This is a genomic window from Kitasatospora sp. NPDC048545, from assembly GCF_040651155.1.
Lineage (GTDB): Bacteria > Actinomycetota > Actinomycetes > Streptomycetales > Streptomycetaceae > Kitasatospora.
In genome coordinates this window covers 36,673-58,112 of record NZ_JBEZIQ010000048.1, presented here as the reverse complement: position 1 = coordinate 58,112, position 21,440 = coordinate 36,673, and the positions used below count along the sequence as shown (strand labels likewise).

Annotated in this window: 16 protein-coding genes; 6 read left to right on the top strand and 10 right to left on the bottom strand. The window is 69.3% G+C overall.

Annotated elements, in window-relative coordinates:
- Nucleotides 1–2: 2 nt before the first annotated feature.
- The 3 genes from AB0D10_RS34260 to AB0D10_RS34250 form a co-directional block, all read right to left on the bottom strand.
- Nucleotides 3–803 carry a UbiA family prenyltransferase gene (locus AB0D10_RS34260; protein WP_360263026.1) on the bottom strand — a complete coding sequence of 267 codons (801 nt, stop codon included), beginning with the start codon at nt 801–803 and terminating at the stop codon, nt 3–5.
- A gap of 106 nt (nt 804–909) precedes the next feature.
- Nucleotides 910–2,064, bottom strand: coding sequence for a cytochrome P450 (locus AB0D10_RS34255; RefSeq protein ID WP_360263023.1), 1,155 nt, complete (start codon nt 2,062–2,064; stop codon nt 910–912).
- A gap of 78 nt (nt 2,065–2,142) precedes the next feature.
- The gene (locus tag AB0D10_RS34250; protein WP_360263020.1) at nt 2,143–3,099 is read right to left on the bottom strand and encodes a polyprenyl synthetase family protein; all 957 of its coding nucleotides are present in this window, start codon (nt 3,097–3,099) and stop codon (nt 2,143–2,145) included.
- Nucleotides 3,100–3,874: 775 nt separating this feature from the next.
- Here AB0D10_RS34250 and AB0D10_RS34245 point away from each other — a divergent pair.
- Nucleotides 3,875–5,095: a cytochrome P450 gene (locus AB0D10_RS34245; protein WP_360263017.1), complete on the top strand. Its 1,221-nt coding sequence runs from the start codon at nt 3,875–3,877 to the stop codon at nt 5,093–5,095.
- A 342-nt stretch (nt 5,096–5,437) separates the two neighbouring features.
- Here AB0D10_RS34245 and AB0D10_RS34240 read toward each other — a convergent pair whose 3' ends face one another.
- Entirely contained in the window at nt 5,438–6,268 is an 831-nt protein-coding gene (locus tag AB0D10_RS34240; RefSeq protein WP_360263014.1) for a methyltransferase domain-containing protein, read from the bottom strand.
- Nucleotides 6,269–6,584: 316 nt separating this feature from the next.
- Nucleotides 6,585–7,496: a methyltransferase domain-containing protein gene (locus AB0D10_RS34235; RefSeq protein WP_360263012.1), complete on the bottom strand. Its 912-nt coding sequence runs from the start codon at nt 7,494–7,496 to the stop codon at nt 6,585–6,587.
- A gap of 513 nt (nt 7,497–8,009) precedes the next feature.
- On the opposite strand from AB0D10_RS34235, the gene ispH reads away from it, so the two are divergent.
- Both ispH and AB0D10_RS34225 read left to right on the top strand, forming a co-directional pair.
- Complete coding sequence (gene ispH, locus AB0D10_RS34230; protein ID WP_360263009.1) at nt 8,010–8,960, top strand: 4-hydroxy-3-methylbut-2-enyl diphosphate reductase; 951 nt, start codon at nt 8,010–8,012, stop codon at nt 8,958–8,960.
- A 112-nt stretch (nt 8,961–9,072) separates the two neighbouring features.
- Nucleotides 9,073–10,896: a 1-deoxy-D-xylulose-5-phosphate synthase gene (locus AB0D10_RS34225; RefSeq protein ID WP_360263006.1), complete on the top strand. Its 1,824-nt coding sequence runs from the start codon at nt 9,073–9,075 to the stop codon at nt 10,894–10,896.
- A gap of 343 nt (nt 10,897–11,239) precedes the next feature.
- On the opposite strand, the gene AB0D10_RS34220 is transcribed toward AB0D10_RS34225, so the two are convergent.
- Together AB0D10_RS34220 and AB0D10_RS34215 are read right to left on the bottom strand one after the other, a co-directional pair.
- Nucleotides 11,240–11,524, bottom strand: coding sequence for a LuxR C-terminal-related transcriptional regulator (locus AB0D10_RS34220; RefSeq protein ID WP_360263003.1), 285 nt, complete (start codon nt 11,522–11,524; stop codon nt 11,240–11,242).
- A 1,156-nt stretch (nt 11,525–12,680) separates the two neighbouring features.
- On the bottom strand, nt 12,681–13,490 hold the full coding sequence (locus AB0D10_RS34215) for an exodeoxyribonuclease III (RefSeq protein WP_360263001.1): 810 nt from the start codon (nt 13,488–13,490) through the stop codon (nt 12,681–12,683).
- Between the two features lie 309 nt (nt 13,491–13,799).
- Between AB0D10_RS34215 and AB0D10_RS34210 the strand changes: the two genes are divergently transcribed.
- Entirely contained in the window at nt 13,800–14,573 is a 774-nt protein-coding gene (locus AB0D10_RS34210) for a GntR family transcriptional regulator (RefSeq protein WP_360262999.1), read from the top strand.
- Nucleotides 14,574–14,880: 307 nt separating this feature from the next.
- Here AB0D10_RS34210 and AB0D10_RS34205 read toward each other — a convergent pair whose 3' ends face one another.
- The 3 genes from AB0D10_RS34205 to AB0D10_RS34195 form a co-directional block, all read right to left on the bottom strand.
- Nucleotides 14,881–16,044, bottom strand: coding sequence for an ROK family protein (locus AB0D10_RS34205; RefSeq protein ID WP_360262997.1), 1,164 nt, complete (start codon nt 16,042–16,044; stop codon nt 14,881–14,883).
- A gap of 244 nt (nt 16,045–16,288) precedes the next feature.
- Nucleotides 16,289–16,639, bottom strand: coding sequence for a hypothetical protein (locus AB0D10_RS34200; protein ID WP_360262994.1), 351 nt, complete (start codon nt 16,637–16,639; stop codon nt 16,289–16,291).
- A gap of 131 nt (nt 16,640–16,770) precedes the next feature.
- Nucleotides 16,771–18,375 carry a hypothetical protein gene (locus AB0D10_RS34195; RefSeq protein WP_360262991.1) on the bottom strand — a complete coding sequence of 535 codons (1,605 nt, stop codon included), beginning with the start codon at nt 18,373–18,375 and terminating at the stop codon, nt 16,771–16,773.
- Between the two features lie 319 nt (nt 18,376–18,694).
- Here AB0D10_RS34195 and paaK point away from each other — a divergent pair, with 319 nt between their 5' ends.
- Together paaK and AB0D10_RS34185 are read left to right on the top strand one after the other, a co-directional pair.
- Nucleotides 18,695–20,029 carry a phenylacetate--CoA ligase PaaK gene (gene paaK / locus AB0D10_RS34190; protein ID WP_360262989.1) on the top strand — a complete coding sequence of 445 codons (1,335 nt, stop codon included), beginning with the start codon at nt 18,695–18,697 and terminating at the stop codon, nt 20,027–20,029.
- A gap of 264 nt (nt 20,030–20,293) precedes the next feature.
- Complete coding sequence (locus tag AB0D10_RS34185; RefSeq protein WP_360262987.1) at nt 20,294–21,418, top strand: substrate-binding domain-containing protein; 1,125 nt, start codon at nt 20,294–20,296, stop codon at nt 21,416–21,418.
- Nucleotides 21,419–21,440 lie beyond the last annotated feature (22 nt).

Sequence of the window (21,440 nt, the reverse complement as noted above, 5' to 3'; positions counted from 1 at the left end):
CTTCATGTGAACTGCCCGGCGACCGCGGCCGCGAGAACGATCCAGCCGAAGTACGTGTTGGCGACGAAGGTGTCCCAGCACGATTGCGGATCATCCAGGTCCACACGTACGACCAGATAGGACAAGAAGATTCCCGCGAGCACGACGATCAGGTAGAACGCCCACCCCATCGGCGTCTGGGAACCGGCCCACAGCACGCCGCCGACGCTGAGCACGACGAAAATCGCCAGCCACGCCTTGGTGGCCTTGCCGAACAGCAGGGCGGAAGACCTGACACCGATGTTCCGGTCGTACGCCTTGTCCTGATGGGAGTAGATCGTGTCGTGAATCAGGGTCCAGAAGGCCCCGCCGGCGTACAGGCCGTACACCGCGAGCGGGTAGTCGGCGCTCCCGGTCACCGCCGTCCAGCCGATCAGCACGTAGACGCTCATCACCAGCGCCAGGAACGCCGAGGGCCAGAAGAAGATGCGCTTCATGAAGGGGTACGCGACGATCAACGGGTACGAGGCCCCGACGACCAGGGCTGTCCCCACGTTCGCCACCGCCAGGACCAGCAGTGCGACCACGGCCTGTGCGGCGGCGAACAGGAGTGCGTTCCCGACGCTGATCGTCCCCGACGCGACAGGACGCGACACGGTGCGGGCGACCCGGGCGTCGACGTCCCTGTCGACCACGTCGTTGACCGCGCAGGCCGCGCCGCGCACCAGCACCGCCGCGACAGCGACGACCACCACCGCCAACAGGTCCGGTCGTCGCCCGGAGGCGAGGACGACGGCCCACAGCCCTGGAAGCAGGTACAGCACGTACCCCGTAGGCCGGTCCAGTCGCATCAACAGGAGATATGCGCGGACTGAATCCGGGCTCTTCGTGACTACGCCAGTAGATATCTTGTGCAGCATCAGGATCCAATCACCAGGTCACCGGAAGCTGGACCAACCCGCCGATCAGCGTGTTGTGGCGCAGCCCCAGCTCCTCTACACCGACAGCCAGACGCATGGTGGGGAATCGCGCGACGAGCTGGGTGAGCAACACCTGCAGCTGCATCCGGGCCAGCATCGCGCCGACGCAGGAGTAGGCGCCGCGCCCGAACACGAGGCTGTCCGCGGTGTTGCGAGCGACATCGATCCGGCCGGGGTCGGCGAAGGCCGTCTCGTCGTGGTTGGCCGCGATGATGTTCAGCAGTACGAAGTCGCCGGCCCGGATGGTGACTCCGTCGATCTCGAAGTCCGTCAGCGCATAACGGGGCATGCCGCCGTTGTGCGGGTTCGGCATCGACATCCGCAGGGTTTCCTCGACCGCGCCGGGGACGAGGCCCGGGTCGTCCAGCAACGCCTGCCACTGCTCGGGGTTGGCCAGCAGCAGCGACACGCAGGTGCCGATCCGGGCCACCGTGGTCTCATAGCCACCGAACAGCAACAACGCCGTCAGCCCGAGGACCTCGTTGTCGGTGATCCCCTCGGTCGCGCAGATCCGGGAGATCACGTCATCGCCGGGATTCTGCCGTTTGTCCGCGACGAGTTGCCTGCAGTAGCCGAACAACTCGCCCAGTCCCTGCTTGGACCTGACCGGGTCCCCGACGTTGGCGGCGTCCTGGATCCAGCTGCCGAACCGGTCCTTGTCCTCCCGGGGTACGCCCAACCACTGGCACATCACCTGAAGCGGCAGCGGCAGCGCCAACATCTGGCGCAGGTCCACCGGTGACTTCTGCCCGGCCAGTTCGTCCAGGAGCCGCCCGGTCAGTTCTTCGACGTGGGGCCGCAGCGCCAGCATCCGCTCGGGTGAGAAGTGCGGCTCCAGTAGCGTACGCAACCGAGCGTGGTCGGTGGCGAAGTCGCCCAGCAGGCCGGCGAGGAACGCCGACCCGCTGTCCTTCGCCGCGGCCTCCGGATCGGGATTGGAGCGGCTGAGCCGGTCATCGTCGAGCAGCTGCGCCACCTGGGCATGACCGGTGACCAGCCACGCCTCGACGCCCTCGGCAGTACGAACCCGATGGACCGCGCCTTGGGATTGGAGCGTGCGCAGCCCTGGCGCGAGTTGCAGCACATTCGTCTGCTCGAAAGGCAATTGAGCTGGGGTACTCACTGACGGCCTCCGCCGGAATCGAGGTTCAGACCACCTTGTCGAGGATGATCACGATGTACGTCATGGCGTGCGATTGACGATGCGGTCGAACAAGGCGGTCAGTTCGGCGGACGCGGCCGGGGACAGCTCGGCTCGTCCGAGGTGCTCCAGAGCCGAGTCCAGATGGCTGCGGGACAGCTGCTCGGCCGTGTGCCGGCTGCCGGATTCCTCGACGAGGTCGGCCATCTCCTGGAGGTCCGCTGCCGTGCTGCCGTCGGCGTGCCACAGCTGGCGCAGTCGTTCGCCGGCCGGGCTGTCGGTGGACAAGGCCGCCAGCATCGGAAAAGAAGGGTTGCGCCGCAGGATGTCGCTCCGGACGGGCTTGCCGGTCACTGCGGGGTCGCCCCAGATGTCCTCGACGTCGTTGAAGATCTGAAAAGCCAGGCCCAGATGCCGGCCTGCGCTGCGCAGGGCAGTCAGGACGTGCTCCGGTCTGCCCGCCCGCAACGCGGGCGTCACCAGCGCGCACTCCAGCAGCGCGGACGTCTTCTCCTCCACGATCCGGTCGTACTCCGCGATGCCGGTGCCCGGACCCAGCCGGACGGTGAGCTCGCGAGCCTGGCCCGCGAGAACCAGACCGAGGGCTTCGGCGAACAGGCTGGAGATTTCCGCACGGCCGGGGCCGGGGTCGGCGACGACCATCTGCAGCCCAAGAGCCTGCAACGCGTCCCCGGCCAGGATGGCCAGACTGGTGCCGAACACCTTCCACGCGGCCGGGCGGCCGCGACGCAGCTCGTCCGCGTCGATGATGTCGTCGTGGATCAGGGTCGAGTTGTGCAGCAACTCCAGCGCTGCCGCCTGGCACCGCACGTCCTCCGGCTGTAGGCCGACGCCATCAGCCGCCGCCATCATGAGGGCGGCGCGGGTCAGCTTGCCGCCCTCCGCACCGCTGGGGTCACCGTGTTCGTCGATGAAGCCGAGGTGGTAGGAGCAGATCCGGGCCAGGATCGGCTGCAGTGCGGAAGTCTGCTGCCGCATAACGGGCAGTACCGTGGATTGCACCATCTTCGGCGACAGGAAGGCTTGGAGCCCGGTCGACGAGGTGTCGAGTGCGCTGATCGGGATTCTCCTTCGGTCGCGCGCCTTCCCAATTCGTGGTCAGAGCCTACGCGCATGGCGTTCGCGAATTGCACCACTGGAAATCACTGCGCTGGATGGACGAATGATTGCGCAAAGCTCATGATCACCCGATCTCACTACAGGTCAATGCGTAGGCAGCTCCCGCAGCTACGCGCAATCCGGACCCGGAGTGATGCGCCGGAATTTGCGTGATCGTTCCGCCTGTCATCCTGAACGACCTCTCCCGTCGTGTCAACGATGCGGCGTGGGCAGCTTCGACTTTAGGAAAAACCCCAAACGGAGACGGTGTGGGGACCGGATTGGAGTACTGTGCAGATTGGTAGCTGCTGGGCGGCACCCGAGGCCGTACTTCGAGTCCGGCTATTAAGCCGGCACCAAACGGCAGACAAGACTTCCTGAGAAGGGCTCGGTTTCTGTGCCGGTGTACGCCTGGCGATAGCCGTCATCGACCTCGCGCTGGAACAGCACGGCGCGCGCTGGACGTGCTCGACCTGCCCCCCTGGTGGCCGAGGTGCACCAGGAGGCCCGCCGGTTCGCCCGCGACGGGCGGACGTTGCGACCCTGGGTCGCCCCGGCGGGCCGAGCAGTATCACACGACGTCACTGATCATTGCCGGGAATGGTTCACTGAAAGCTTGAGAGGCTGAATGGCTATGCCAGTTGATTCTGAGCAATTGCATGAAGTCAGGTCGTTCGACCCGTACGGCGCACATCGCGACGACCCGTATTCATTTCTGGCCGACATCGGAGAGACGGAACCGGTGTTCTACGCCCCTTTGCTCGGCGCGTGGTGCGTCACCCGGCGCGAGGACATGGTTGCCGTGCTGCGGGACGACCAAAGCTTCTCGGCGCGTGACCACAACCCTCGTCCCGCGGCCGCACTGCCCGAGGACGTGAGTCGGATGTTCCGCACCTGGCGCGGCGCTGATGCGGTGGCCGTCGGCTCACTCGACCCGCCCGAGCACGCCAGGGTCAGGGAAGTGCTCAACGCCGGGTTCACGCCGGCCAGGGTCAGAGCGTTCGAACCCACGATCCGTGCGATCGCCACCGACCTCGTCGAGCGTGCCGCGGTCTTGACGGAGTTCGACTTCATCTCGGCGTTCGCCGTTCCGTACGCCCTCGAGGTGATCTGCCGGCGCCTCGGGGTCCCGGAGGATTACTACGACCGCTGCCGCACGTGGTCCGAGCAGCGCATCGAGCTCATGATGTCGCAGAGCAACGCCGATCCTGAGCGGCTGCGTGAATTCGCCCGCGGGCTGATGGACTTCGGAGCGTTCGCCCGTTCACTCGTGCAGGAGCGGCTGGCCGCACCGCAGGACGACCTGATCAGTGAGCTGCTCCACGACGGCAAGGCGGGCCGCACGCTCACCGCTGACGAGGTTTCCGTCCAGGTCCCCACCCTGATCTTCGCGGGACACATGACCTGTGCCGAGGCGCTCGGCACGATCCTCTACCAGCAGCTTCAGTCACCCGGCGGCTGGGCCGAGGTCGTCGACGGGACGATCGCCGTACGGGACCTCGTCGAGGAGGGGCTGCGGTTCGACAGCCCGCTGGCGGGCATGTACCGGACCGCGGTCCGTGACGTAGTGGTCGGTGGCGTCCACCTGGCCGCGGGGAGTCGGCTGCTTCTGCTGTACGGAGCGGCCGGCCGGGACAGCCGCTCTCGCGCATGTCCGGCCGCGTTCAGTCCGGACAGCCGGTCTGCCACGCATCTCGCGTTCGGGCACGGCATCCATTTCTGCCTCGGAGCCGGATTCGCCCGCGCGGAACTGGAGATCGCGGTAGAGGCCATCGCCGCCAGGATGCCGGGTCTGACCCTGGCGCCAGGGCAGCCGCCACATCACCGGCCAGTGTTTCCGCTTCGGGCGTTGACCGAGTTGCGGGTACGGCAGTGAGGACGGGCATCCGGGCGGTCGTCGGGGATCTGGACGACACGCTGACCCCTGCGGTGAGGACCCTGGGTTCCACAGATCCGGATGCCGGCTAGCCCCAGCACGGTGTGACGGCCCGTCAGTTGAACTGGCGGGCCGTTTCGGCTTGTCGGACTGCTGATGGGCCGTGCGGCAGGTCCGGTGATGCAGGATGGACAGACAACGAGGCCCTCCGGACGTCGAGTTGAGACGTCAGACATCTCGCTCAACCGCCGGAGGGCCCTGTTCAGGAAGCGTCAGGAAGTACCTCGACCCCAGCCTTGCGCCCTGAGACGCCGAGCTGAGAACCGGGGACGGCGCCCGCGGTCAGGCGCGGACCGCGGTCAGGAAGAGGTAGCCGCTCTCCGGGATGGCCCCGAACCTGCGCACGTTGTGGATGAGCGACTCGGCGTGCTCCTCGCCGACCAGGTCGGCCAGCTTGTCGCGGACAGTATCAAAGGCGTCGGCCATGAGCCCGAGGGTACGGATGACGTTGTCGGTGATGTCACGGATCTCCACGTCGACGAAACCGTTGGCGGCCAACGCCACCCGGTATTCGTCCGCAGTGCCCAGGGAGCGCACCGCGTAGTTCTCGGAGATGTGGTCCAGGACCACGCGTCCCTCAGGGCTGATCGGGTCGCGCTGGATGACGTCGGCGATGGCGAGGCGGCCGCCGGGGCGCAGCACGCGGGCGGCCTCGGAGAGCACCTGGGCCCGGTCGGGCATGTGCCACATCGACTCGAACGCCCAGGCCGCGTCGAACGAGCCGTCGGGGAAGGGCATGTCCATCGCGTCCGCGAACTGGAACGTGGCCCGGTCGGCGAGCCCGGCCTCGGCGGCGAGTTCCGTGGCCTCCTCCACCTGGATGTGGCTGACGGTGATGCCCACCACGTTCACGTCACAAGTGCGGACGAGCCGCTGCGCGGGGTAGCCGATGCCGCAGCCGATGTCCAGGACCCGCTGGCCGGCCTGTGCGGCGAGACCAGAGATCATCAGGTCGGTCAGGCGGTCCGTGGCCACCTCGACGGAGCTGTCGTCGGCCTCGTTCTCCCAGTAGCCGTAGTGGATATTGGGGCCCCAGACGGAACCGTAGATCCGACCGAACCCGTCGTACACGTTGCGGACGTCGCTGTGAGCGGGAGACTGTCCGAGCGTCATGAGGAACTCCGTATCGTCGTGAAGGTGGCGGGAAGTCGGCGGCGGTTCAGCCGTACCGGCGGTGAGCCCGCGAATGATCGTGTTGGTACGCCACCGCAGATCCTGCGGGTCGACCGCGAGCCACAAGCCGGGGAACGCGTCGAGGAGATGGTTGGCGACACCTAGGCGGCAGTCACATCGAAAGGCGGGCGGAAACCCGCTGCGCTGGGCTGGGCAACCCCAGCCCAGCGCCTGCGTGATCTACTGACAACCACTGACAACCACTGGTAACCAGTGCTGCCAGGTCAACAAACTGGCTGTCTGCTACTCTTCGCGCTCACTTGCGCTCGAAGCGCAAGAAGCCCAGCTGCATGCCTCCTGCTTGCCATTCAGCGCAGAGCGCCTGGTTCGCCAGCAGAGATATCCTCAGGTTCCTGCGGTCAACTGCAGAGAGGCTGCTGTCGGTGTCCAGTACCGCCTTCGTCCAGGCGACACTCTCCTCCCAGAACGGCAGGGTCTCTGACGTGGCGTCGACCTCATCGACCAGTTCGAAGCCCGCAGCCTGCGCGGCTTCTGCGTAGTCGAGCACCGTGGCCGGCTTCGTGTAGAAGTATTCGGCCCACACATCGGCCCCGTGAGGGCGTGTGATGAACACTTCCTCGATGCACACACTCGCGCCCGGACGAAGCACCTGCGCCAGACGCTCGAACCACTGCGGACGGTTGAAGTATCCGCTGCTCTCGATCGCTACTGCTGCGTCATAGGGGCCGTCCAGGGGGAGATGCATCGCATCACAGACCAGGGTTCGGACCCGCTCGTCCACGCCGCATTCCCGCGCGAACTTGTTGACGATCGGCGCGTGTTCCGGCGCATTGGTGACCGCCGTGACGTCGGCGCCGTACTCCTGCGCCCAGAAGAGCGAGCCCCCGCCGAGACCGCAGCCGACGTCCAGGATTCGCCCCGACAGCCGGTGTTCAGCGCCCCAGATCTTGGCCGCGTACCGCAGCAGACCCTCTTGGTGGTCCCGGATGCTGCGGCGAATGGCATCCGGCGTCACATCGTCGGGATGCAGCGGCGTTTCAGCCGAAGGGTAGTGACCCACGTGGTAGTGAATCCTGGGGCCGGGCCCGTATTTGCGGACAAGCCTGGCTGTTTTGTCGTCGTAGTACTGGCCAACGATTCCTACCTCGTCCTGAGGCTCCAGCGCTGCCTGAGGCGAACTCGAAAGTTCATCCAGCAGATTTGACACGGTCACTCCTCCAGAGCTCTGATGCCGACGACATTGGCGAATGGCCTGCTTCGGTCGTTGCGCTGCGCTCGTCATGAATTTTGGCGAGGATACGTGGTTTAACGAGGATCGCCGGACCGGATTCCGTGGCTTGCGGCACGAGCAGCGCCTCGTTCGAAATGCAGGGCCGCTCTCACGATCCGGAATCCTGAGTCGCCCAAAATTGAGCGGCGGCTATTGGATGCCATCCTGGAGGACAGTCCTGGTCGTGTCAACGACGCGGCGTGAGCAGCTTCGACTTTAGGAAAAACCCCAAACGGAGACGGTGTGAGGACTGGATTGGAGTACTGTGCAGATTGGTAGCTGCTGGGCGGCACCCAAGGCCGTACTTCGAGTCCGGCTATTAAGCCGGCACCAAACGGCAGACAAGACTTCCCCAGAAGGGCCCGGTTTCTACCGACCGGCGTGGATGCCCTGTTCGGCAACGCAGGCCAGGCGTTTCAACGCAAACGTCATGGCACGGAACGGAGTGGGATGAGTGACGGTAAGCGGGTCCTGCTGGCCGAGCCACGGAGTTTGTGTGCCGGTGTACGCCGGGCGATAGCCATCATCGACCTCGCGCTGGAACAGCACGGCGCGCCGATCTACGTCCGCAAGGAGATCGTGCATAACCACTACGTGGTGCGCGAGTTCCAGCGCCGGGGAGTCCGGTTCGTCGATTCCGAGCAGGAGGTACCGGAGGGCGCGGTGTGTGTCTTCTCCGCGCACGGCGTCTCCCCGCAGGTGCGGCAGAACGCGGAGGCACGCGGGCTGGACGTGCTCGACGCGACCTGCCCCCTGGTGGCCAAGGTGCACCAGGAGGCCCGCCGGTTCGCCCGCGACGGGCGGACGTTGCTGCTGGTCGGGCACGCGGACCACGAGGAGGTAGAGGGCACTTACGGGCACGCTCCCGACCAGACGATCATCGTCGAGACGGTTGCCGACGCGGAGGCACTGGACCTTCCCTCCGACGCAGCAGTCGCCTACCTCACCCAGACCACGCTCTCGGTGGACGAGACCAGGGACATCATCGCCGTGCTCCAGCGCAGGTTCATCGACCTGCGCGGGCCCGCCACCGACGACATCTGTTACGCCAGCCAGAACCGCCAGGACGGCATCCGGGCCATCGTGGACCGCTGCGACCTGGTGCTGGTGGTCGGTTCGACCAACTCCAGCAACTCGATCCGGATGGTCGAGGTGGCGCGCAGGCTCGGCGGCAGGGCTGAACTGGTGCCGGACGTGACGCACTTCGACCCCACGTGGCTGGCCGGCGTGAGCACGGTCGGCGTGAGCGCCGGGGCGAGCGCGCCGGAGATCCTCGTCGACCAGCTGCTCGACCGGCTCGCCGAACTGGGTTACGCGGACACGTCCGTGGAACGGGTGGCGACCGAGGACATCGTGTTCTTCCCGCCCACGCGGCTGACCGGAGTGGCGGACGCGCCGTGACCGGTCGGGACCGATCGTCGGCCGAACCGGCATCGCGCCGGGCAGTCGGCCCGAACTGACCGAGTGGGTGGCCGCGGCCGCCCACCACGCCCGGTGAGGAGCACTGTTCGACATGGCGCTGCTGGAAACCGTGCGCGACCCGGCGCGGCTGCGTGAGTTGACCGCCGGGGAGCTGCGCGACCTCGCCGGGGAGATCCGCGCGTTCCTGATCGAGCGGGTCTCCGCGGCCGGGGGACACCTCGGGCCCAACCTGGGTGTGGTCGAGCTGACCATCGCGTTGCACACGGTGTTCGAGTCCCCGCGGGACCGGTTGCTGTGGGACACCGGGCACCAGTCCTACGTGCACAAGATCCTCACGGGCCGCCAGGCCGGGTTCGACCGGCTGCGTAAGTCGGGCGGGCTCTCCGGCTACCCGAGCCGGGAGGAGTCCGAGCACGACCTGGTGGAGAACTCGCACGCGTCCACCGCGCTGTCCTACGCGGACGGGCTGGCCAGGGCGGACGCCCACCTCGGCCGACGCGACCGGGCGACCGTCGCGATCATCGGCGACGGCGCGATGACCGGCGGCATGGCCTGGGAGGCGCTCAACAACATCGCGGGCGGGCCGGAGCGGCCGCTCGTCATCGTGCTCAACGACAACCAACGCTCCTACGCGCCGACCGTCGGCGGGCTGGCCGAGCACCTGGCCGACCTGCGCGCCGGGCGCGGGCCGGGCGTGTTCGAACAACTCGGGCTCGGTTACCTCGGCCCCGTCGACGGTCACGACCTCCCCGCCGTCCAGGACTCCCTGCGCCGCGCGGTCGCACTGGGCCGGCCGGTGGTGGTGCACGTGATCACCGCCAAGGGCAAGGGATACCGGCACACCGAGACCAATGACCTCGATCTCGGCCACGCCGTCAAACCGATGGACCCGTACACCGGGCAGGCACTGAAGGTATCGCCCCCGTCGTTCACGTCGGTGTTCGGCGAGAAGCTGGTCGAACTGGCCGAGCAGCGCAACGACCTCGTGGCGATCACGGCCGCGATGACCGAGCCGACCGGGCTCCTGCCGCTGCAGCGCAGGTTTCCGCACCGGGTGATCGACGTCGGCATCGCCGAGCAGCACGCGGTCACGATGGCCGCCGGGTTGTCCATGGGCGGTGTGCACCCGGTGGTGGCCATCTACTCCACGTTCGTCAACCGCGCGCTCGACCAACTGCTCATGGACGTCGCGCTGCACCGCCGCCCGGTGACGTTCGTCCTCGACCGGTCCGGGGTGACCGGCGACGACGGGCCGAGCCACAACGGCATGTGGGACCTGTCGGTGCTGCAGGTGGTGCCGGGGCTGCGGATCGCGGCGCCGCGGGACGGCACCAGGCTGGCCGAACTGCTGGCTGAGGCGGTGGCGTGGCACGAAGGTCCGACACTGCTGCGGTTTCCCAAAGGCCCCGCCGGTGAGGACCTGCCCGCCACCGCCACGTTCAACGGGATTGACGTGCTGCGCCGTTCCGGCCGGCTAGACGTGCTGATCATCGCGGTAGGTGCGCTGGCCGGGCTCGCGCTCACCGTCGCCGACGGTGGGCGGGCACAGGGCATCGGGGTGACGGTGGTGGACCCGAGATGGGTCACCCCGGTCAACCCCGCGCTGGCCGACCTGGCCCGCCGCCACCGGCTCGCGATCACGGTCGAGGACAACAGCCGCGCGGGTGGTGTCGGTTCCGCGATCGCGCAGGCGCTGCGGGACGCCGACGTGCACACCCCGCTGCGCGAGTTCGGCATCCCGAGGCGGTTCCTCAGCCATGGCACCAGGGCCGAGGTGCTCGCCGCCTGCGGGCTGACCGCGCAGAACATCACCAGGGTCGTGGTGGGGCTGCTGACCGGCCTCGACGCCGCACCGGCGTCAGCAGACATCGACGACCCCGGCACCTGGCCGGTTCATTCAGGGGAGGAACATTGACGACCATCGATTTGGGAATGCCCTTGCCACGCAAGGACGAGGTCCCCCTCTCGGTGGCCACGCGGCGGACCTCCCGCCAGATCATGGTGGGCACGAGGTGCCGGTTGGCGGCGTCGCGCCGGTGCCGGTGCAGTCGTGACCACCACGTCCACGGCCGACATCGACGCCACGCTGCAGCAGATCGCCGAGCCAGGTCACGGCTTGGCCCGCGCACTCGTGGCCGGTCAGCGTCTGACCTCCGACCTGACCAGAAGGAGCGAGATAGAGTAAACGTCCGGGAAACATGACACAAAATGCAGTTCGTGCAGAACGTGCGGATTACGATCTCGCGAACCGCCGGGCATTAATCCACAGTTTCATACGCAATGCGCGGGGGCCATGAATCTGTTCGCAGAATCTGGAGGACGAACGCCCTCGAAACCAACGCGACACGATTCGGCGCCTGCAGCTTGTCGGACATGACGCGGACGTGATAGTCGATGGTCTTCGAACTGAGGTATAACTCTCTCGAAAGTCGCCCGCTGGAGAAGCCGGCCGCAACGCCCTCCAGGATCCTGGCCTGGACCGAGCTGAGAACGCAGTCGCCGACCGGCTGGGACACTTCGCAGCCGTTCTGGTCATTACCCATGGCACTCGTCCGTTCCGTACGGCCCGGCTGGGACGGGACCGTAAGCGGAGCCCACAGTCGTGACAGGCGGCAGCTCGACGTCCGACTCGATCGAGAACCGCCTCACTTCCTGGGTCATGCCGGGTCCGTAAAACAAAAGGACGTCATCGCTCGAACGGACCTCGTGGGGTTCGCGTATCAGCTGGGCTTCCGGCCAGGAAGGGCAAATCGATCCGACGCCGTGAGGACCGGTCAAAGCTATTGACAATAACGTCGGCGAAAATTCTCCCGCCGGAGTAGTGTGGGTTTTCGGCACGACACTCTCCGTTCATGTCCAACGAGGGTGCATCGGAGCCTGTGGCGAGTTACTCCGACCTGAAAATCCTAACACTGCAAGATCATCCAGGCCGAGTGGCCCGTAGTGCTTCAAAATGGCTTCACCGGCTGTGAGTCGGGGGTTTGTCGGATGGTCAGCTTGCTCGGTGGTACTCGTTGATGAGGCCGGTGACGGCTTGTCGGCGTTCGATGCGGGCCGTCGGGATGGGGATGACGTTCGAGTCGTCGAACGGTGCGAGCTGGTTCCGGCCCTGGTGCGGAGACCTGGCCCGGGCGTCGTCGCCGTGGTCCAGCAGGTGTTCCAGCAGCTGTCCGACCGCCGGCCGCCGCGGGTCCCAGGCGTGCAGGGCCGCGGGCCGCGGCGAGCGCGGCGGCGGTGTCCGTGACCGGCCCCCCGAGCAGCAGCAGGGCCGCTGGGCAGTTCCGCTCCAGCTGGGTCATGCGCACCACTTTCCGTACGTCTCATCTCTGTTGACCACTACCAGAAAGAACGTAGAGCCCGGGTCTGGCGGTTCATCCTGGCGGGCAGCCGGCGCCCCGGGTGATCGCCGGAACACCGGCCTGGCACCGCAGGGCGAGCCGGGGTAGCGGTGGGTAGCGGTCCAGCACGTCGTGCACCACATCCACCTCGCAGCCGTCACGGTGCCGCGAGGCGACTCCCGCCAGACGGCCTTGGTTTTTACAAACCGAGGCGTTTCCGGAACATCAGCTGACTGTCAGTCAGGGAAGCGGGTTTTCGCATAGTGCAGTTGCAGTGCCAGTAGCAGCCGCAATCGTGGCTCCGGTAGGGCGTGCGACGAACCGCAGCAGTTGAAGCCAGATTCCTAAACTCGGTTCAGCGCTAGAGGAGTTGGTCGAGGTCGAAGACGACTGTCACCGGTGCGTGGTCGCTCCAGCGTTCGGCATGGGAGGCGGGGCGTTCGACGTAGGCCTCGACGGCGGTGTCCGCGAGTTTCTGACTGGCCGTCAGGAGATCGATCCTCCAGCCGGAGTCGTTGTCGAAGGCGCGGCCGCGGTAGGACCACCAGGAGTAGGGGCCGGTGCGGTCGGGGTGGAGGGCGCGGACGACATCGACGTAGCCGGCCTCGTCGTAGACGCGGGAGAGCCAGGCGCGTTCCTCGGGGAGGAAGCCGGCGGACTTCTGGTTGGCCTTCCAGTTCTTGAGGTCCTCGGGGCGGTGGGCGATGTTCCAGTCGCCGCAGACCACGACCTCGCGGCCGTCGGCGGCGGCGCGGGTGCGCAGCGCGGTGAGGTGGACGAGGAATTCCGCCATGAAGCGTTCCTTTTCGTCCTGGCGCTCGGTGCCGACCTCGCCGGAGGGGAGGTAGAGGCTGGCGACGGTCAATCCGGGAAGGTCGATTTCCACATACCTGCCCGAATTGTCGAATTCCTTCGACCCGAATCCGATCGCGGTGCGCTGCGGCTCCTGCCGGGACAGGACGGCGACGCCGGCGCGGCCCCTGGTGGCGGACGGTGCCCAGACCGCATGCCAGCCGTCGAGGTCGCGCAGTTCGACGGGCAGCTGCTCGGGCTCGGAGCGCACCTCCTGCAGGCAGATCACGTCCGCCTCGGTGCTGGCCAGCCACTCGACGAGGCCCTTCTTGGCCGCCGCTCGGATTCCGTTCACGTTCACACTCGTCACCACGATCACCCGGGCAGCCTACCGACTGGCCGTATCCGACCCGAATCGTGACGCGCGGCGTGGCGGGGTCCGGCGGATTGCGGCAGCGACTGACAGGAGCTGTCGTGAACGCGGCATGAATATGTGCGACAGTCGCACCGGGCCGCGCCATTGGTCTTGACCATCTCCGGACGGAGCACCTAGGGTCGCTTACTGCAAGGACCTTTAATAAAGAAGGACGGATAAAGCCCGCTCTCCCACCTGCCGCAACAGCGGACAGCGGGCCCGGCATCCGCCCTCCTTGTCTCAGGGCGGACAGAACAACAGGTGGAGGACGCGGTGGGGACGACAGGACAGCTTTCTGCGGTGCCGGAGCCGAAGTACTGGCACCTGCGCACCGTGCTGCTGCGGGCCATCGACTCGGAGTTCTCCACCGGTCAGGTCCTTCCCAACGAGCGCGACCTCTCCGCCCGCTTCGGCGTGGCACGGGCGACGCTGCGCCAGGCGCTCGACCAGCTGGAGCTGGAGGGCCGGCTGGTCCGCCGCCGGGGCATCGGCACCCTGATCGCCGCCCCGCGGGTCGGCGTCCCGGTCAACCGGCAGGAGGAGGGCTGGCCCGGCACCGCCCGCAGCCAGTCGTGGCGGACGATCGACTGCACCACCGCCCCCGCCACCGCGCAGCTGGCCAAGGGCCTCGGGATCGCCGAGGGCGCCACCGTGCACACCGTCCGCCGGGTCCGCATGGTGGAGGGGCGTGCGATGGCGACCGAGTCGCTGCACGTCCCGGCCGCCGCCCTGCCGCACCTGCCCGGCTTCCGCGCCGAGAGCGACCGCGCCCGTTCGGTGCTGCGCCAGCTGGAGCGGCTGGAGGTCGACGGCGAGTCGCGCTCGGTCGAGCTGGGCGTCGCCGAGGCCGCCGAGGCCGCCCTCCTGGAGCGCCCGCCGGGCTCCCCGGTGCTGGTCCTGACCACCCAGTACGCCGCGGGTGGCCGTCTCGCCGCCCTGGCCGTCGCCACCTACCGGGCGGACACCTGCAAGCTGACCTTCGGCGAGACCGGGCTGGTCGAGGTCACCCCGGTCGCCGGGACGACCGAGGTCCGCTCCGCCTCCTGAGGCACCGCGTTCCGAGGGAGCACGTTCCGAGGGAGCACGTTCCGAGGGAGCACGCCCCTGAGGGACCCGCGTCCTGAGGGGCCACGTCCTGAGCCGGCGTGTCCTGACGTGCGGCCTCCCGAAGCACCACCCCTGAACCACTTTCCGGAAACCCTCAGGTCGAGGCCCGGGCGCCAACCGGCGTCCGGGCCTTTGCCGTTGGGCCCACCGCGATCGGGGCCCCTGTCCTCGGGGCCCCGGCAGGGCGGCGGGGGAGGCGGAAGGGCCGGCCACGGACGCCCGCGCCCCCGCCGTACCCCCGTCGGTGTCAGGCCCGGGGCGGGTCCACCGCGAAGAGCTGCTCCTCGACGTGGTCCAGGGCGACGCGCAGGGCGCCCATCGCCACGACCTCCGAGCCGAGGGCCGCCAGCGCGACCTCGGGGGCGCGCAGCGTGAACTGGGAGAGGCGTTCGCGAAGGGGGTCGAGGACGCCGTCGAGGCCGGCCGCCCAGCCGCCGATGACCACGAGCTGCGGGTCGATGGCGAGGACGAGCGCGGCGACGCCCTGGACGAGGCGGGTGAGGAAGCGGTCCATGGCGACCTTCGCGACCTCGTCGCCCTCCCGGGCCAGCCGCAGGACGCGGGCGACGGCGGCCTCGTCCAACGGGTTGAGCGGCTTGCCGGTGGTGGACAGCAGGCGCTCGGGGGTGACCTCCTGGCCGAGCAGGTGCAGGGCGCCGATCTCGCCGGCCGCGCCGCCGTAGCCGCGGTGCAGCTTGCCGTTGATGAGGGAGCCGGCGCCCGGGCTGAGGCCGGCCATCACGAAGACGACGTCGTCGGCGCCGAGCGCCGAGCCCTGCCAGTGTTCGGCGATGGCGGCGAGGTTGGCGTCGTTCTCGATCATGACCGGGCAGCGGAAGGAGCGCCGCAGCCGGGCGCCGAGGTCGAGGCCGGTCCAGCCGGGCATCGCGGTGCCGAGCCGGATGGTGCCCTCGCGGTCGACGATGCCGGGGGTGCCGATGCCGACGGCCCAGAGGTTGTCGCGGGAGATGCCGGCCTTGCGCAGCACCTCGGCGACGGCGGTCCGGACGGCGGTGAGCCGGTCCTCGGCCTCCAGGGTCTCGTCGACCGGTTTGAAGTGACTGCCCACCACGTCGCCGGTGAGGTCGGCGAGGATGACGCGGATGTCGTGCACGCCGATCTCGATGCCGAGGATGTGCCCGGCCTCGGCGCGGAAGCGGAACCAGCGGGCCGGGCGGCCGCGGCGGCCGGTGCCCGGCTGGCCGTCCTCCTTCGGCTGCTCGACCTCGGCGACCAGTCCGGTCTCGACCAGGCCCTCGATCACGCCCTCGACCGTCGGGCGGGAGAGCCCGGTTTCACCGACGAGCTGAGTGAGGGTCACGGAGTGGCCGTTCCGCAGCGCCCGGAGCGTGACCGCCGCGTTGATCCGCCGCAGCAGCGAGGAGTCTCCTCCGGTGAGCCGATCCGCCAATGCGATGCCCTTCGCCGTTCGCGCGACTGCCCTGGCGCGCGGTGTCGAGTGCGCGGTGCCCACCGAGTGGCCCGCGGGGGTGCGTCCCCGGAACGCGGCACGGCGGCAGGGGGCCGCCTGCGCGAGGGCCGGAGGACAAGCGGAGCCTACCCGGGGACCGGCCCGGGCGGCGAGAATCCTTGCAGCTCACCCATGCTTCGGTATCGAAATGGTACGGATCGGGTGGCGGTGCGTGACCCGGACTTCACCGCTCGGCCACGAGCGGCCCGCGCCCGGGCCGTCGGGACCGCACGGACCAGCGGGAACGCGTCGACAGCAGTGAGCCGAGGCTGCGCCGGGAGCCGGCCGACAGGGCGCTGAGCACGGAACAGACCGAGCCGGCCGAGCCGGCGGAGAGCAGGCTGCCGACCGAGAGCACCGAGCCGGCCGAGCCGATCGACAGCACGGACCCGACCGATCCGACGGAGAGGACGGACCCGATGGAGCCGATCGACAGCACCGAGGCGATCGAGCCGATGGACCGGAGGGAGTCGATCGAGCCGCGGGCGGACCGGGCGGACCGGGCGGACCGGGCGAGACGTGCGGGAGCGGTCATGGCCCTTGATCGTAGCCGCGGTGCCCCGATGGCCGCGGTGCCCGGGGGCTGTCCTGCCGCGCCCCCGTCCGCTGGCCCGCCAAGTCCCTCCGGCGGTCTCGGCCCCCGTGGCCGCCGCCCCTGCCGCCGCCTCAGTCGACCCGGGCCACGAACAGCCGCTGTCCCAGCAGCTCCATCGGGTGCCCGTCCTCCGGCAGCGTGCGGACGGTCGGGCAGCCGGCCGCCGTGAGGGCGGCCTGCCAGTGTCCGGACGGGTGGGCGGAGGGGTGTCGCCGGGTGCGGCCGGTGATCAGCAGGTCGAGCTGTTCGGCGGTGGGGGCGGTGAGCAGCAGCCGGCCGCCGGGGGAGAGCAGCGGGACGAGTGCCGCGGCTTCCTCGTCCGGTTGCCGGGTCGCGGTGGCGACGACGAGGTCGTAGCGCCCGCCGTCGGGGGTGGTGTGGTGGTCGGCGCTCGGGCGGGGGCGGGCGGCGAGGGTCCGGGAGACCGTGGTGTCGACACCGTCGAGGTCGAGTTCGAGGACGCGCAGTGGCGCCGGTCCGTCGTGGGCGTCGGCGGTGGCGCGCACCAGGGTGGCGAGGGCGGTGCCGAGGTAGCCGCGGGCGGTGGACCAGCGGACCGGTGCGGAGGCGGGGTGGGGTGCCGCTTCGCCGGTGATCAGGCGGGGCAGCCGCAGGGCGCCGCGGCGGACGCGGTCGAGGGGGGCGGCGGGGCCGAGTCCGTCGGCCCAGGCCTCGACGACGGGTTGCCAGGATTCGCGGACCTCGGCGGCGACGAGGGCCGGTCCGCCGTGGAAGAGCGGCCCTTGGGCGCCGCCGTCGTGACGGGTGATCAGGCCGTTCCGGGCGAGCGCGTCGAGCCAGCGGGTGACGCGGGGGCGCTGGGCGGGGGCGACCATGGCCGTGGCCTGCACCTCGGCCTCGGAGTACCCGCGTCCGGGGTCGGTGAGGACGCCGCTCTGCTGGAGGGTGAGCAGCAGGGAGAGGAGCACGGCGCGGTCGAGGCGGGCGCCGAAGTCGCGGACCTGTTCGGCGGTGATGCCGATGCTGTGCTTCCAGGCGGCGGCGGTGGCGGCTTCGGTGGCGGCGCGCAGGCGGCGGTCGGCGGCTTCGGCGTTGCTGTCGGGGGCGCGGACGTGGGCGAGGACGGCGCCGAGGGCGTCGACGGCGGCGTACACGTCCTCCTGGCGGGGTTCGGGGCCGATGTGCAGGACGAGCCGGAGCGCGCTGAGGTCGTGGCCGGCGGGGTCGTGGCCGGTGCGGTCCTGGGCGCCGGGCTCCGCGCCGCCGCCGGCGGCGTTGGCGCCGGTCGGTCGGCTGAGGTGCCAGAGCAGGGCGGAGGGCAGGCTGAGGTGGGTGGTGCGGAGGGCGGCGACGGCGGCGAGCTGTTCCTCGGGCGGTTGCTCGGGGTCGCCGCAGTGGACGGTGCCGCCGGCCAGCAGGGTGGCGAGGGCGAGGTCGACGGCGAGGTCGGTGACGGGGTGGAGGAGGGTGTGCCGGATCGGCGGCGGGCCGAGGACGCCGGCCCAGTACCGCAGTCGCTGCTCGGCGGCGCGGGCGGCGGAGGGGGCGAGTGCCGCGTGTTCGGCGACGCGTTCGGCGAGGGCCCGCGGGAGGCCACCCGGCGGGGAGACGCCGAGCAGCAGGCCGATGCCGCTGATCGCGCGCCCGTCGGCGACGACGGCGGGCCGGTCGCCGAGTTCGCGCAGCGCGCTGACCAGGGCAGGAGTCGTGGGCACGGTGATCACTCCGGGGTGCGGGGGAGAAACCGCACTACTGAACCATGTGGCCGGGCCGGGGGACGCCGCGTACGAGTCAAGCTTCCGTAATGATTTTCATATCGGCCAGCCAAGGGTCGGGGTGAAGCCGGAGCGAATCCGTCGGAACTTCGCATTCCGGGAGTCCGGGCCTTGGATCCGGAAGTCCGGAGTTCCGCGTTCCGGAACTCCGACGCGATCCCTTGACAGTCGGTCCGGAGGCTGGATTACTGGGCCCGAGTATGCCTGACCGAACGATCGGTAGGCCGCTCCGGATCGGCCGACCAGCGAAGGAGCGACGATGACCGGCACCGCACCCGTCCCGCGCCGACACCTCGGGGAGCCGATCCCGCCCGGACTCCTGGACGCCGGTGAGCGGATGGGCCCGGAGGAGCTGCGCGCCCACCAGCTCACCCGGTTGCGGGCCACCCTGCGGCACGCCTACGACAACGTCGAGCTCTACCGCCGCAAGTTCGACGCGGCCGGCGTCCACCCCGAGGACTGTCGCACCCTGGCGGACCTCGCCCGCTTCCCCTTCACCACCAAGGCCGACCTGCGCGAGGGCTACCCCTTCGGCATGTTCGCCGTCCCGATGGACCGGGTCCGCCGGATCCACGCCTCCAGTGGCACCACCGGCCTGCCGACCGTGGTCGGCTACACCGAGAACGACCTCTCCATGTGGGCCGACGTGGTCGCCCGCTCGATCCGCGCGGCCGGCGGCCGGGCCGGCCACAAGGTCCACATCGCCTACGGGTACGGGCTGTTCACCGGCGGCCTCGGCGCGCACTACGGCGCCGAGCGGGCCGGCTGCACCGTCATCCCGGCCTCCGGGGGCATGACGGCCCGGCAGGTGCAGCTGATCCGTGACTTCGAGCCCGAGATCATCATGGTCACCCCGTCCTACCTGCTCACCCTGCTCGACGAGTTCGAGAAGCAGGGCATCGACCCCCGCAGCACCTCGCTCAAGGTGGGCATCTTCGGTGCCGAGCCGTGGACAGAGGAGATGCGGCGCGAGATCGAGGAGCGGCTCGACCTGCACGCCGTGGACATCTACGGCCTCTCCGAGGTGGTCGGCCCGGGCATCGCGCAGGAGTGCGTGGAGACCAAGGACGGACTGCACATCTGGGAGGACCACTTCTACCCGGAGGTCGTCGACCCGTTCACCGACGAGGTACTGCCCGAGGGCGAGGGTGGGGAACTGGTCTTCACCTCGCTCACCAAGGAGGCGCTGCCGATCGTCCGCTACCGCACCCGCGACCTCAGCCGGCTGCTGCCGGGCACCGCGCGCCCGGCCTTCCGGCGGATGGAGAAGGTCACCGGGCGCAGCGACGACATGATCATCCTGCGCGGGGTGAACGTCTTTCCGACCCAGATCGAGGAGATCCTGCTGCGCACCCCGGGTGTCGCACCGCACTTCCAGCTGCGGCTCACCCGGGAGGGGCGGCTGGACCGGATGACCGTCCGGGTCGAGGCCCGGCCGGATGCGCCGGCCGAGCAGCGGGACGCGGCGCGGGAGGCGATCGTCCGCGCGGTGAAGGACGGGGTCGGTGTCACGGTCGCGGTCGAGGTGGTCGAGCCGTACACGCTGGAGCGCTCGGTCGGGAAGATCAAGCGGGTGATGGACCAGCGGGGCTGAACCTCCGGGGGTCGGGACCGGAGTCGAGCCCGGGCCCGGGTCGAGGACGTGGGCCGGGCTGCCCTGAGGAGGTCGGAGGCGCGCGGCTGTCCGGGGGGTGATGCCGCGCGCCTCCGACGTCTACAGAAATGTAGACGTTCGGCCGGGGGTGCGTCCAGCCGCCACTCCTGCTACCCCTTTCGGCCCACCGGAATCGTGGGCGCGGCACATGCTTCCCAGACTCGGAGAGGAGAAGGGGGTGGACCCAACCGGAGAGGCACCTTCATGAGCATCGGGTTTCGCCGCGTCCTCGCGGTCGCCGCAGTGGTTTCCGTCGGCCTGGGCATGGCATCCTGCGGCAGCGCCAAGCAGTCCTCCTCTGGCTCTGGCGGCTCGTCTGCGGCCGCCGGGAGCGGCAGCGCCTCCGTGGGGGCCGTCCGGATCGGTCTGCTGCTGCCGGAGACCAAGACCACCCGCTACGAGCAGTTCGACCGCCCGCTGATCGAGCAGAAGATCAAGGAGCTGGCGCCGGACGCGCAGATCGACTACTACAACGCCAACCAGGACGCGACGACCCAGCAGACCCAGGTCGACACCGCCCTCACCAAGGGCGACAAGGTGCTGATCCTCGACCCGGTCGACTCCAAGTCGATCCAGTCCTCGGTGCAGAAGGCCCACGACGCGGGCGTCAAGGTGATCGCCTACGACCGCCTGGCCCAGGGCCCGGTCGATACGTACGTCTCCTTCGACAACCAGAAGGTCGGCCAGTTGCAGGGCCAGGCGCTGGTCGCAGCGGTCGGCAACAAGGCCAACGCGGGCCAGATCATCATGATCAACGGGTCGCCCACCGACCCCAACGCGGCCGACTTCAAGGCCGGCGCACACAGCGCCATCGACGGCAAGCTGAAGATCGGCAAGGAGTACGACACCCCGCAGTGGGACCCGAACCTGGCCAACCAGGAGGCCGCGGCGGGCATCACCGCGATCGGCCCGGCCAACGTGGTCGGCATCTACTCCGCCAACGACGGCATGGCCGCCGGTATCGCCACCGCGCAGAAGGCGGCCGGGATCAACACCCCGCTCACCGGGCAGGACGCCCAGCTCGACGCCATCCAGCGGATCGTGGCCGGCACCCAGACCATGACGATCTACAAGCCGTTCAAGCCGGAGGCCGACGCGGCCGCCGAGATGGCCGTCGCCCTGGCCGCCGGTCAGACCCCGGCGCCCAGCCTGGTGCCCACGACGGCGACCAACGGCAGCAACAACAAGACGCTGGCCAACCTGATCACTCCGATCGTCGTCAACAAGGACAACATCAAGACCACCGTGGTCCAGGACGGCCTCTACACCGTCGCCCAGATCTGCACGCCGGACTACGCCGCCGCCTGCCAGGCCGCCGGCCTCCAGTAGTCGCCGTCCCCCCTCGGAACCC